The organism is Streptomyces deccanensis (genome assembly GCF_022385335.1).
Lineage (GTDB): Bacteria > Actinomycetota > Actinomycetes > Streptomycetales > Streptomycetaceae > Streptomyces > Streptomyces deccanensis.
The window spans coordinates 2,908,984-2,922,795 of sequence record NZ_CP092431.1 but is presented as its reverse complement, the minus strand read 5'-3'; the positions used below and the strand labels follow the sequence as shown (position 1 = coordinate 2,922,795).

The 13,812-nt window shown below is 71.6% G+C and carries 6 protein-coding genes; 3 read left to right on the top strand and 3 right to left on the bottom strand.

All coding sequences use genetic code 11. The features are described from left to right. The first annotated feature begins 30 nt into the window (after positions 1–30). From pulA to L3078_RS12995, 3 genes are all read left to right on the top strand, one after another. Positions 31–5,451 (top strand): pullulanase-type alpha-1,6-glucosidase, encoded by a 5,421-nt coding sequence (pulA, locus tag L3078_RS13005; protein WP_239753600.1) that lies wholly within the window; start codon positions 31–33, stop codon positions 5,449–5,451. Positions 5,452–5,537: 86 nt separating this feature from the next. Further along, positions 5,538–7,145, top strand: a complete 1,608-nt coding sequence (locus tag L3078_RS13000) for a fused response regulator/phosphatase (RefSeq protein WP_239760295.1) — start codon at positions 5,538–5,540, stop codon at positions 7,143–7,145. A 4-nt stretch (positions 7,146–7,149) separates the two neighbouring features. Beyond that, a complete protein-coding gene (locus tag L3078_RS12995; protein ID WP_239753599.1) occupies positions 7,150–7,506 on the top strand; it encodes a 5-carboxymethyl-2-hydroxymuconate Delta-isomerase in 357 nt (118 codons plus the stop codon). 7 nt (positions 7,507–7,513) lie between these two features. Here the strand turns inward: L3078_RS12995 and L3078_RS12990 are convergent, their stop codons facing one another. The 3 genes from L3078_RS12990 to L3078_RS12980 all read right to left on the bottom strand — a co-directional run bounded on the left by L3078_RS12990 (position 7,514) and on the right by L3078_RS12980 (position 13,736). Further along, the gene (locus L3078_RS12990; protein ID WP_239753598.1) at positions 7,514–8,206 is read right to left on the bottom strand and encodes a TetR/AcrR family transcriptional regulator; all 693 of its coding nucleotides are present in this window, start codon (positions 8,204–8,206) and stop codon (positions 7,514–7,516) included. A 142-nt stretch (positions 8,207–8,348) separates the two neighbouring features. Continuing rightward, positions 8,349–10,301 carry a hypothetical protein gene (locus L3078_RS12985; RefSeq protein ID WP_239753597.1) on the bottom strand — a complete coding sequence of 651 codons (1,953 nt, stop codon included), beginning with the start codon at positions 10,299–10,301 and terminating at the stop codon, positions 8,349–8,351. A 306-nt stretch (positions 10,302–10,607) separates the two neighbouring features. Then, on the bottom strand, positions 10,608–13,736 hold the full coding sequence (locus L3078_RS12980; protein WP_239753596.1) for an alpha-N-acetylglucosaminidase: 3,129 nt from the start codon (positions 13,734–13,736) through the stop codon (positions 10,608–10,610). Positions 13,737–13,812: the final 76 nt, after the last annotated feature.

The following is a 13,812-nucleotide window of genomic DNA, read 5'->3' as shown; positions in this document are numbered from 1 at the left end:
TCCAGAGCCGTCATCGCAAGGAGTCCATCCGTGATACCGAGATGGCCGACGCCGTCGAGGCGCCGCACCGCCCACGCCGGACGGACCGCCGTGGTCGGCGCGGTCACCGTGACCGCGCTGACCGCGGCACTCGTCCAGCCCCTCGCCGCCGGGGCCGCCACCCCGCCCGCACCGCCGTCGGACGCGAAGCTGGCGAAGAGCGCCGCTCGTCACGACCTCACCCGCGAGCAGTTCTACTTCGTCCTGCCGGATCGTTTCGCCAATGGGGACAGGGCGAACGACAAGGGCGGACTCACCGGTTCGCGCCTCACTACCGGCTACGACCCCGCAGACAAGGGCTTCTACCAGGGCGGCGATCTCAAGGGCCTGACCAAGAAGCTCGACTACATCAAGGGCCTCGGCACCACCGCCATCTGGATGGCCCCGATCTTCAAGAACCAGCCCGTGCAGGGGACGGGGGCCAACGCCTCCGCCGGCTACCACGGCTACTGGATCACCGACTTCACCCAGGTCGACCCGCACTTCGGCACCAACAAGGACTTGGAGACCCTCATCTCCAAGGCCCACGCCAAGGGCATGAAGGTCTTCTTCGACGTCATCACCAACCACACCGCCGACGTCGTCGACTACGAGGAGAAGTCCTACGACTACCTCTCCAAGGGCGCCTTCCCCTACCTGACCAAGGACGGGAAGCCCTTCGACGACACCGACTACGCGGACGGGCGGAAGAACTTCCCGTCCGTCGACCGGGACTCATTCCCCAGGACCCCCGTCGTCCCGGCCGCGAAGCAGAAGACCAAGGTCCCCTCCTGGCTCAACGACCCGACGATGTACCACAACCGGGGCGACTCCACCTGGGCCGGCGAGTCCGCCACCTACGGCGACTTCGTCGGGCTGGACGACCTGTGGACCGAGCGTCCCGAGGTCGTCTCCGGCATGGAGAAGATCTATGAGAAGTGGGTCAGGGACTTCCGGATCGACGGCTTCCGGATCGACACCGTGAAGCACGTCAACATGGAGTTCTGGACCCAGTGGGCCACCGCCCTCGACGCGTACGCCGCGAAGAAGGGCCGCGACGACTTCTTCATGTTCGGCGAGGTCTACTCCGCCGACACCTCCGTGACCTCCCCGTACGTCACCCAGGGCCGCCTCGACTCCACGCTCGACTTCCCCTTCCAGGACGCGGCACGGTCGTACGCCTCCCAGGGCGGCAGCGCGAAGAAGCTGGCACAGGTCTTCGGGGACGACTACAAGTACACGACCGGCCGCGCCAACGCGTACGAGCAGGTCACCTTCCTCGGCAACCACGACATGGGCCGCATCGGGACCTTCCTCAAGCAGGACGACCCGAAGGCCACCGACGCCGAACTGCTCGCCAAGGACCGGCTCGCCAACGAGCTGATGTTCCTCAGCCGGGGCAACCCGGTCGTCTACTACGGCGACGAGCAGGGCTTCACCGGCGCGGGCGGCGACAAGGACGCCCGCCAGACGATGTTCGCCTCGAAGACCGCCGACTACCTGGACGACGACCTGCTCGGCACGGACCGTACGCACGCCACGGACGCGTACGACACGAAGGCGCCGCTCTACCGGCAGATCCGCGCGCTCGCCGACCTCCGCAAGGCGCACCCGGCCCTCGCCGACGGCGTCCAGACCGAGCGTCACGCGGACGACGGCACGGGCGTCTACGCCTTCTCGCGGACCGACGCCCGCACCGGCACCGAGTACGTCGTCGCCTTCAACAACGCGGACGACGCCAGGACCGCGACCTTCGCCACCGGCTCCGCCCGTATGACCTTCAAGGGCCTCTACGGCACCGACGCCAAGGTGCGCAGCGGCGCCGACAAGCAGGTCACCGTCACCGTTCCCGCCGGTTCCTCGATCGTCCTCAAGGCCGCCGGCTCCCTCGCCGAGCCCGCCACCGAGCCCACCCTCACGCTCAAGGCCCCGGCCACCGGCGCCACCGGCACCGTCGAGATCGGTGCCGACGTGGACGGCGGACAGCTCAACCGGGTCGTCTTCGCCGCCCAGGTCGGCAACGGCAGGTGGAAGACCCTCGGCTCCGCCGACCACGCCCCGTACAAGGTCACCCAGACCCTCGGCGAGGACGTACCCGCCGGAACCGCCCTGCGGTACAAAGCAGTGGTGATCGACCGAACCGGACGTACGGCGAGCGCCACCGCGATCTCCACCACGGGCACCCCGCCCGCCCCCGAGGTCCCCACCGCCTCCTCCCGCGACTACGCGATCGTCCACTACCAGCGCGCCGACGGCGACTACACCGACTGGCGGCTCTACGCCTGGGGCGACATCGCCGAGGGTGAGGGGACGACCTGGCCGGACGGCCATGACTTCATCGGGCGGGACGCGTACGGCGCCTTCGCCTACGTCAAGCTCAAGCCCGGTGCCTCGAACGTCAGTTACCTCGTCATCGACAAGGACGGCACCAAGGACGTCTCCACCGACCGTTCGATCGACGTCACGAAGACGGGTGAGATCTGGGTCGAGCAGGGCAAGGAGGCCGTGCTGACGGAAAAGCCCGACCTTCCGGCCCCGGACCCGTCCAAGGCCGTCCTGCACTACCACCGCGCCGACGGGAACTACGACGGCTGGGGCCTGCACGTCTGGTCCGGCGCCGCGAACCCCACCGACTGGGCAAAGCCCCTGGAGCCGGCGCGGACCGACGCCTACGGCGCCGTCTTCGAGGTGCCCCTCACCGACGGGGCCACCAGCCTCAGCTACATCATCCACAAGGGCGACGAGAAGGACCTCTCCGCCGACCAGGCCCTCGACCTCAAGACCCATGGGCCCGAGGTGTGGCTGCTGAACGGGCAGGAGAAGTATCTGCTCCCGCAGCCGGCCGGTTCCGCCGCCGCCCTCGACCTCACCACCTCCAAGGCGGTCTGGATCGACCGGAACACCGTGGCCTGGAACGGGAACGACACCGCCGCCTCCACGCAGCTGCTGTACTCGCGCACCGGCTCCATCAAGGTGAAGGGCGGTGCGCTGACCAGCACCGACGAGCGGTGGCTGCGGCTGACCAAGTCGACCCTCACCGACGCCCAGAAGGCGAGGTTCCCGCACCTGAAGTCGTCCACCGCGTGGACCGTCGACCCCCGCGACCGCGACCGGGTCCGTGAGGCCCTGCGCGGCCAGCTCGTCGCCTCTCAGCGCGCGGCGAACGGCGCCGTCCTCGCGGCGACGGGCGTGCAGATCGCCGGTGTCCTCGACGACCTGTACGACGGATCGGCCGCCGACCTGGGCCCCACGTTCAGCAAGGGCCGCCCGACACTCGCCGTCTGGGCGCCCACGGCCCAGTCGGTGAAGCTCGAACTCGACGGGAAGACCCTCCCCATGAAGCGGGACGACGCCACCGGCGTCTGGTCCGTCACCGGGGAGAAGGCCTGGAAGAACAAGCCCTACCGGTACGTCGTGAAGGTGTGGGCGCCCAGCGTCCGCGAGGTCGTCACCAACAGGGTCACCGACCCGTACTCCGTCGCCCTGACCGCCGACTCCGAGCGCAGCCTCGTCGTCGACCTGACGGACAAGGCGCTGGCGCCGAAGGGCTGGTCGTCCTACACCAAACCCAAGGCCGTACCGCTGAAGGACGCGCAGATCCAGGAACTGCACGTCCGGGACTTCTCGATCGGTGACGGCACCGTGCCGGCGAAGGACAAGGGCACCTACCTCGCCTTCACCGACAAGGGCAGCGACGGCTCGAAGCACCTGCGGGAACTGGCGAAGGCCGGAACCTCGTACGTCCATCTCCTTCCCGTCGCCGACATCGCCACCATCCCCGAGAAGAAGGCCGACCAGGCGACCGTCGACTGCGACCTCGGCTCCTACGCCGCCGACTCCGAGCAGCAGCAGGAGTGCGTGGCGAAGGTCGCGGCGAAGGACGCGTTCAACTGGGGCTACGACCCGTACCACTACACCGTCCCGGAGGGCTCGTACGCCACCGACCCGGACGGGACGCGGCGCACGGTCGAGTTCCGGAAGATGGTGAAGGCCCTCAACGACGACGGACTCGGCGTCGTGCTGGACGTGGTCTACAACCACACCCCGGCCAGCGGCCAGGCCGACAAGAGCGTCCTCGACAAGGTGGTCCCCGGCTACTACCACCGGCTCCTCGCCGACGGTTCGGTCGCCACGTCCACCTGCTGCGCCAACACCGCGCCCGAGAACACCATGATGGGCAAGCTGGTCGTCGACTCCATGGTCACCTGGGCCAGGCAGTACAAGGTCGACGGGTTCCGCTTCGACCTGATGGGCCACCACCCGAAGGCCAACATCCTCGCCGTCCGCGAGGCCCTCGACGCGCTGACGCCCGAGAAGGACGGCGTCGACGGGAAGCGGATCATCCTCTACGGGGAGGGCTGGAACTTCGGCGAGGTGGCCGACGACGCGCGCTTCGTCCAGGCCACCCAGAAGAACATGGCGGGGACGGGCATCGCGACGTTCTCCGACCGGGCCCGTGACGCCGTGCGCGGCGGCGGCCCCTTCGACGAGGACCCGGGTGTCCAGGGCTTCGCGTCGGGTCTGCACACCGAGCCCAACTCCTCCGAGGACAACGGCACCCCGGCCGAGCAGAAGGCCCGGCTGCTGCACTACCAGGACCTCATCAAGGTCGGCCTGAGCGGCAACCTCGCGAACTACCGGTTCACCGACACCGACGGCAAGGAGGTCAAGGGCTCCGACGTCGACTACAACGGGGCCCCCGCCGGATACGCGGACGCCCCCGGCGACGCGCTCGCCTACGTCGACGCGCACGACAACGAGTCGCTGTTCGACGCGCTCGCCTTCAAACTGCCGGCCGCGACGAACGCCGCCGACCGGGCCCGTATGCAGGTCCTCGCCATGGCGACGGCCGTCCTCTCGCAGGGCCCCGCGCTCTCCCAGGCGGGCACCGACCTGCTGCGGTCCAAGTCCCTCGACCGCAACTCCTACGACAGCGGCGACTGGTTCAACGCGATCCACTGGGACTGCCGGGACGGCAACGGCTTCGGTCGCGGCCTGCCCCTCGCGGCCGACAACCGGTCCAAGTGGCCCTACGCCAAGCCCCTGTTGACCTCGGTGAAGGTCGGCTGCGAGCAGATCGAGGGCGCCTCGGCCGCGTACCGGGACCTGCTGCGGATCCGTACGACGGAGGACGTCTTCTCCCTCGACACGGCCGGACAGGTCCAGTCGAAGCTGTCGTTCCCGCTGTCGGGGAAGGACGAGACCCCGGGCGTGATCACCATGGAACTCGGTGACCTCGTCGTCGTCTTCAACGCCACCCCCGAGGAGCGGAAGCAGACCGTGGACGACCTGGCCGGGACGGCGTACGCCCTGCACCCAGTCCAGGCGTCGGGCGCGGACTCTACCGTCCGGAAGGCGTCGTACGAAGCGGAATCGGGGACCTTCGTCGTTCCGGGGCGGACCGTGGCGGTATTCGCACGCTCCGACCGGTAGGGCGCTAGCTTGGGTGGTGCGGACGGAGCAGGGGGCCCGGTCCGCACCATCCGAGTGCCGGCGACGACGAGAGCCTCATGAGCCTGATGGCCGACGAAGCAAGCACCACGGTCCTGGTGGTCGACGACGCGGCCGCCAGCCGTTACGCGATGGGCGCGGTGCTGCGCAGGGCCGGGCACAGCGTCGTCCCCGTCGCCAGCGCCGGTGAGGCCCTCGCCGAACTCGACGTGCGGTTCCGCTCGGGAGTCCTGCCGGACGTGGCCCTCGTCGACGTCGGCCTGCCCGACATGAGCGGGTTCGAACTCTGCCGCCGCCTCAAATCGCGGCCCCCGACGGCCGCCCTGCCCGTCGTCCACTTCTCCGCCGCCTCCGTCGCCCCCATCGACCGCTGCCGGGGCCTCGACGCGGGCGGCGAGGCCTATCTGACGGTCCCCGCCGAACCGGAGGAGATCCAGGCGGTCGTCCGCGCGGCCGTCCGCAGCGCCCGGATGCGCAACGGCGCCGAGGCCCTCGTACGACGGCTCACCCTGCTCTCCGAGACCATCGTCGACGTCCAGGCCGCCCGCACCCTGGACGAACTGGCCGGCGCCGCCGCCGAGGGGGCCGCCCGGCTCACCCGGTCGCCGGCCGCCGTGTTCGTGCTCGGCGAGGACGGCCACCTCTACAGCGGCACCTCCCGGGCCAGGGCCCGCACCACCCTCCCCGACGCCGGCGCGCACGAGGCCGTGGCCCGGCTCATCCGCCGCGTCACCGACGGCGACCCCGGCCCGCACGACACGGTCGTCCCCGCGCCGCTGTGGCCCGCGGGCTTCTTCCGGCCCGGCGTCACCGAGGACGCCCGCCTGGTCCTCGCCCGCACCGAGAGCGGCACGCCCGTCTGCGTCGCCACACCCGTGCACGGCGCCCGGGGCACGGCCTCCGACACGACGGGGCTGGTCGCCCGCCTCGCGCAGGCCACCGCGCTGGCCGCGCAACCCCTGCTGATGTACCAGGTCGAGCGCCATGTCGCGCTGACCCTCCAGCACAGCTTCCTGCCCAAGCGGGTGCCCGAGTTCCCCGGCCTCGAAGTCGTCGTACGGTATGTGCCCGCATCCCGGCAGACCGAGATCGGCGGTGACTTCTACGCGGCCCTGTCCACCCCCGGCGGTGTCCTCACCGCCGTCGGCGACGTCGTCGGGCACTCCCTGGAAGCGGCCACCGTGATGGTGGAGATCCGGCACGCCCTGCGCGCCTACTGCGTGGAGCAGTCCGACCCGGCGGCGCTCGCCCGGCGGCTCGACCGGATGCTCCAGCACTACCACCCCGACGTCACCGCCACCGTCTGTCTGGCCCTCGTCGAACCGGACAGCGGGCGGGTGCGGGTCGCCAACGCGGGTCACATCCCGCCGTTGATCGTCCGCGACTCCGGCGACGCCGAGTACATGAAGGCCGCCGGGCCGCTCCTCGGGCTCGGGCTCGAACGGCCCGAGCCCACGGAGACGGTGCTGTGGCCGACGGACCGGCTGCTCATGGTCACCGACGGGCTCGTCGAGACCCGCGGCATCGATCTGTCGCTCTCCCTGGAGCAACTGCGGGCCGCCGCGGCGGACGCCCCGACCGGGGCGGTCGCGTTGTGCGACACCTTGCTGCACTGCTTCGGCCGGGACCGGGAGGACGACATCGCGATGCTGGCGTTGCGGCTGCGGTTAGGGTGACCGCATGCCGCAGATCACTGTTGACTACTCCGCCGTCCTCTCCGACGGCTTCGACCGGCCCGCGTTCGCCAAGGCCCTGCACGAGGAGGTCGTACGGACGGCCGCCGCGAAGCCGGAGGCCTGCAAGACGCAGTTCCGGGCCACCGAGGACACGGTCGTCGGGCCCGACACGGACGGCCACGCGATCGTGCACGTCACGCTGGGGCTGCTCGCCGGACGGACCGACGAGACGAAGGTGACGCTGACGGAGAACGTGCTCGGGCTGCTCCGGGAGCACGTGAAGGTGCGGGAGGGGCTCGCGTTCCACGCGTCGGCGGAGGTGCGGGACCTGGATCCGTCGTACCGGAAGTTCGAGGTCTAGCCGACGATCAGCCGCGGGCCAGAGCCACCAGGCGGCCCGCCAGTTCGCTGAACGGGCCGTCCGAAGGCTCGTCGGCGAGGACGCGGCGGAGCAGGGCCGCCATGTCCTCGTCCTGGGCGGCGCTGACAGCCGCCAGGGCCGCGAAGTCATGGACGAGTTGGAGCTCCAGCTCCTGTCTCGGGATACGGCGGCCGTCCAGCCAGATGAGGGCCGTGGACTCGGCGAGCGAGATCCAGGAGCGGACGACGAGTTCGAGGCGGGCCGGCGGGGCGTCGACGTCCAGGTGCGAAAGGATCTGGACATAGGCGGCCTGCCGTACGCCGTCGACGAGGGCGTTGGTACGGGACGAGCCGACGGCCGGGCCGCCCCGCATCAGGGCCGAGAACCCGGGGCCGTGTGCGTCGACGAAGTCGAAGAACCGGTGGGTGACCCGGAGCAGCCGGGCGCCGAGCGGGCCCTCCCGGGGCTCCACGAAACGGTTCGCCAGATCATCGGAGGCACGCTGCAACGCGGCCTCGTACAGGCTGAGTTTGCCGGGGAAGTAGTGGTAGACGAGCGGGCGGGAGATGCCCGCCGCCGACGCTATCTCGTCGATGGAGACCTCGTCGGGCGAGCGCCGGCTGAACAGTTCGAGGGCCACCCCGATCAACTGCTGCCGCCGCTCCTCCACACCCATCCTGCGGCGCACACCGGTTCGCATACGAACACCTTACCGATTCATTCCGGCCGGTCATCGGCTGGATAGCGTATAGGTGTTCGAGCCTTTGGTCACCGACTTCTCGGTCACCGACTTCTCGGTCACGGGCCTCTCGGTCACGGGCCTCTCGGTCACCGGTCTCTCGTCACCGGGCGGGCTGAAGCCCGTTGATCTCCCGGCCGTTCGCCAGCGTCCCCTTCAACTCCGCCCGCGCGCCGTCCTCGGCCGGTACGGCGAGCAGGTTGCCCTGCGCCGATCCGTTCACCCCGCCGCTCAGTTCGACGGAGACGGTGTCCTTGCCGCCGGCGGCCAGCAGATAGGAGGTGCCTGCCGCGGACTTCCAGGGCCCCACGGCGAGGACATGGGGGTCGGCCGGGCCGCAGGCGGGGACCTCGTCGGCGGCGGCCGTGACGTACGCGCCGGCCGGGGTGTTGAACTGGGTCATCGCCCGGGTGCCCGCGCCCCGCCAGGTCTCGGTGCGGGTGCACACCCAGTCGGCCGTGCCGCTGCCGTCGGGCAGCGGCTGGCGGGCGAACTGCCAGGCGTTGACGGTCCGCACACCCTGCGACCGCACGGCGGCGAGGGAGCAGGCGAAGGGAGCCCAGGCGGCGGGGGCGGCGGACGCGTCACGGGCGGGCGCGGTCGACGGGCGGCCCACGGTGAGGTGCGCGGGAACCACCTCCGCCAGATCGCTCAACAGCCGGGTACGGCCCGTGGCGTCGGTCAGCTGAAGGACGTCCCACGACTCGCACGTCCCGGTCCGCACCGCCGGACTGGCGAACGGGGCCGTCGTCCCGTCCTTCGCCAGTGCCAGCCTCCGCACCTCGCCGTCGGTCTTCGTCAGATCCCGTACGGCCGCCGCGCGCACCCAAGGAGCCGTCAGATAGCGGACGTTGCCGTCGACCCGGCCCAGCACCAGGGCGCTCGCGCCGGCGCCGGTCGCCCCGTCCACCCGGGTCAGGTCGAGGGCCGCCATGCCCGGGTCGTCGAGCGGCTCGGCGTACCGGGCGATCCGCAGGCCGTCGTGGAGCAGGACGACCCTGAGGTTGTCGACCTTGCCCGCGTACAGCAACCGCGGCGGGCCGGGCGGGGGACCGGCCTGGGTGCCGAGGGTGACCGCGACCTGCACGGACTCGCCGGGGCGGGCCCAGACCGCGAGGGCCCGCCGCAACAGCGCCTTGTCCTCGACGAGATCGCCGCGCGCGGGCCAGGTGGTGAAGTCGGTCCGCCCCGTCGCCTGCCACGCCGTGGCCGACGCCTTCGCCAATCGGCCCGGATCGAGCGCCTCCTGGGCCGCCGGGTTGAGCGCGTACGGGGGCGCCGCCGCGCCGTCCGGGCCCCATCCCTCCCCGGGCAGGCCGAGGAGCGCCCCGCACACCACCACGGCGGCCGTGGCGGCCAGCGCGGCCTTGGTGTGCTGGCGGCGGCGCATGAGATCGGTGGGGCGGGCGTGCAGTGAGCAGGGGTCGTACTCGGGGGAGAGGAGCAGCGCGTGCAGCCGCGCCGGCACCGAGTCGGCCTCCCGCAGCGCGGCGGCCGGATCATCGGCCCCGGCCTCTTCGAGGAGCGTCCGGATCACCGGGTCGGGGAGCTTCTCCAGTCCCCGCAGGACATAGGCGGCGCGGGCCGGCGAAGAGAGCGCCGACAGCCGCTGGTCCAGGGCCAGTTCGTCGGCGCCGCCCGAGCGGGGGAAGAGCCGCAGCCCCCACACCCTCGGGAGCAGCGGCGGCAGTTGGGACCGCTTCGGCCACGCCCTGCGCCGCAGCGGCAGTCCGGCCTCCAGGGCGGTGCGGACCACTTGGAGCCGGACGTAGGCGTACCCGGGGTTGCGCTCGCGCCCCGCCACGGTTCCCGTGCCCGTCGCCTGGGCCGGGATCAGCGGGGCCGACTTGCGTCCCCTCGGCAGCGCCCGCTGCGTCAGCGCGTGCGCCGTCAGGACACGGCGGTTGCGGCCCAGGCTCGGCGGCAACGTCAGATAGGCGAGCCGCACCAGACGCGGGTAGTGCTCGACGAGCGCGGCCTCCGCCTGCTCGACATCCACGACCGACTCCTGAACGCGGGAAGCTGCGGGGCGCGGGGCGACATCCTGTGACTGCACGTTCAACAAAACGAGCGATAGGTCAGATGGTCACCACGCCGCCGTTCCACTGGGGTGGGCCGGGGCGCCCAGTGGGATGGGTGTACGGGTTTCGTCGGCGGCTGCGGGTGAGTGGGGCTTCTCGCGCAGTTCCCCGCGCCCCTGAAAGACCAGGCCCTGCGGGCCTGAAAAGCGCGGGGCGCAGCCCCGGCTTTTCAGGGGCGCGGGGAACTGCGCGACCAGCCCCCACCGGACGGACGCATGGGGGTCAAAGGGGCGCAGCCCCTTGAGGATGGGACGGGTAGGGGCGGCGGGGGCGAGAAAAGGTCAGTCCAACGACCACCCACTGAACTCGACCAACCCCCGAGCCCCGCTCCCCCCATTCGTCGCACTCATGAAGAGCCCCACATCCTGCCCCCCGGCCAAGCCCCCCGGCACCCCCACCGACGCCACCACCCGCCACGTCGCCCCCTCATCCGTAGAACACTCCCCCGTGTACGCCCCCACCCCCGTCCGCCGCAACCGCAACACCACCGGCGCCTTCACCCCCGTGATCCGCCGATACGTGTCGAGCGTCCCGTCCCCCGTGCTGTCGTACGACAACACCACCCCGTTCCCCGGAGTGACCGCCAGATTCAGGAACCCCGCCGACCCGGCCGTCCCGAGACTGTTCCGCACCACGATCCCCGCCCGCGCCCAGTTCCCGGTCGCCGCCTGGGAGTCGACCCGCAGCGTCACGGCCGTCCCGTCCCGCAGCGCCCCCGCCCGATAGACCGTGCCGAACTCCGACGTCCCCCGCCACAGGTCAGCCCCGCCCCCGTCGATCCCGAACCGATCCCCCAACTGTCCGAAGACGGCGCCATTGTTGGTGTAGGTACGCCACCCGGAAGCCAACGTCCCGGCCTCGAAGAGCGTGCCGTCGAACCGCCCCTCGACCCGGCCCTCACCACGCGGCCCGTACTTCACCGTCACCGTGTACGGCAGCGGCCGCAACGGCCGGTCGAGCGGCGCGTCCGGCGGGTCCGCGCGCCACCGCACCGTCCCGGAGCCCGCCGCGGGGACGCTCGGCAACGATGTCGACCCCTCCGGCTCGGCCGTCCCGGCGAAGCCGCCGAGCGCGAAGTCCACCCGCCCGGTGGCCCGCAGCCCGTTGACGTTGCGGAACACCGCCGACAGCCGAGCCCGCCCGCCCGGCGGCAGCACCGGCGGGTCGGCGGTGACGGTCAGCGACCCCTGGTACGGCGCCCGCGCCAGCACGTCCCGCACCCGCACCGCCGCCCGGTGCGCGTCCCCCACCGGCCGCGCCGGATAGTCCTTCCGCTCCCGCGTCCACGGCTCCTCGAACGCGAACCAGTCCACGGCCGCCGGAGCGGTCCCCGTGGCGAGCGCGTCCTCCAGCGTGTCCAGCCACTTCTGCCAGCGCGGCACATAGAAGTCGGCCATGAGACCGTTCCACTCCCGGTTGCCGTACTCGTGCAGATTCCCCGTGTCGGACGTGGCCCGCCCGCCCCACACCGTGATCAGCACCTTCGCCGTCCGCTCGAACTCCGCCCGCTCGGCGTCGTTCGTGGCCATCGCCCGCGCGTCGTTCACCCACGGCCCGAGCAGGAACGCCGAGTTCGTCCCCGTCACCTCGTCCGACAAGCGCATCAGCCGCAGCCAGAGCGTGGACAGGGCACGGAACGTCGCGAGATCGCCCCGCCGGTAGGCCGCCCGCAGCTGCGGCAGGTACTGCCGGCTCCGGTGCGCGAGCGCCTGCCGGGCCACGTCCACCACGTCGTACCGGTACGCCGGGCTGCGGCGCAGCCCGCTCGCCACGCCCAGCAGGCCCGCGAGCGCCGCGTCGAAGCGGCCCGGGTCGTACGTCAGGGTCCTCGGCGCGTACTCGGCGGCCCGGTCCGCCGCCAGGTCGGGGCGGGCGCAGAAGAGCGAGTCGTGCGGGTCGCTGCGCTCCACGGCCCGCTGCTGGTAGGCGGTGTCGTGCAGCGCCCGCCACGCCTTGCGGGCACCCTCGTCGCGGCCGCCGTAGCGGAAGTCGGCGTACGAGGAGAACCAGGCGGCCCGGTCGATCTTCTTCGGTGTCCAGGCCAGTTCGGAGAAGAGCTCGAAGGCCGCCGGGTCGCGGTCGGTGGCCTCCGGCATGAACGCCGTACCGACGAGCGCGCTGTCGGCCTTGTCCCGCCAGGCGAAGAACTTGTCGTTCCACAGGTGCGCGCGGGCCCCGATGGTCGTCCGGCCGCCGAAGTTGGGGATTGTGCCGAAGCAGTACGGGGTGCCGCCCCAGTCGCGCTCGCGGTTCGTGACGCTGCTGTAGCGGTCGGACACCCCGTCCACGATCAGCATCTTCGACCGGTCGATGGCGTCCAGGAGTTCGGGCAGCGGGTTCTCCTGCCAGCCAAGGATCACCCAGGTGGCGCCCGGACGGGCCTTCTGGAGGGCGCGCTCCACGCCCTGCGCGGCGTCCGGCACCGGCACGTCGCCCGCGGTGCCGCCCTCGTGCAGCAGGTCCATCTTGAAGAGGGACGCCTCGCCGTACACGTCCTGGAGGTGGCCGTAGAAGGAGGCGGCGACCCGGGCGAAGGTGTCGGTGCGCGGGTCGAGCCAGTCGGGGCGTTCGAAGCCGTGCCAGATGCCCTGCGGGACGACGTGCGCGTCACCGCCGTTGCGCTGGACGAACTCCTTGGGCACATGCCCGTAGTAGCCGGGCAGCACCGGCGACATGCCCAGTTCGCGCAGCCGGTCGGCGATCCGCCGGCCCAGGGCGGCCCGGCGGGCGATCAGCTCGGGGGAGAGGGGGCCGCCGTAGCCGGAGAGGTTCTGCAGCAGCCACCAGGGCTGGTGCGAGGGCGCGGGCAGCCAGGCCCGGGACTCCTCGTCGGAGTAGCCGAAGTCCTTCAGCAGCCGGTGGTAGACGGCCTCCATCCCCGCGATGACCAGCACCTCGTTGCAGCCGTGCGCCGCCAGCAGGTCGATCTGGTGCTCCCAGTACGGCCAGTCCGCGTACGGGGCGGTGTAGCCGTCGTTGGTGTCGTTGAGCGCGAAGCGGTGGGGGAGGGCGGTGGATCTCTCCAGGGGGCGGGCCGGCGCGGGCAGGCGCTTCGGCAGGTCGAGCTGGCTGCCGTTCCAGGCGAGGTGCGCCCCGCAGACGTACTTGAGGTACCAGTGGACGCCCATGAGCAGGGTGGCGGGAGTCGTGGCCTGGACCCGGATGCTCCCGGTGGTGCCCGTGACCCGGAAACGGTCGACGGTGCCGCTGCGGTCGAGCAGACTGAGCCGGAACTGTCCGGCGTGGCCGGGCAGCAGCCGATTGAGCGCGGAGCGCGCGGGAGCCGTATCGAAGACGGGGCCCTCGCCGGGGCTCTCTGCGGCGTGGGCCGGGGCCGACCACTGCAGGTAGGTTCCGAGGCCGATGACACCGGCCGAGCCCAGCACCGTGCGTCGCGACGGACTGTTCATGTCTGTGTGCCCCCTGTGTCGACAGTGGCGGCACGCTAACTGGGCGACCGTCCGTGAACAACGGTGCGCACGGAGC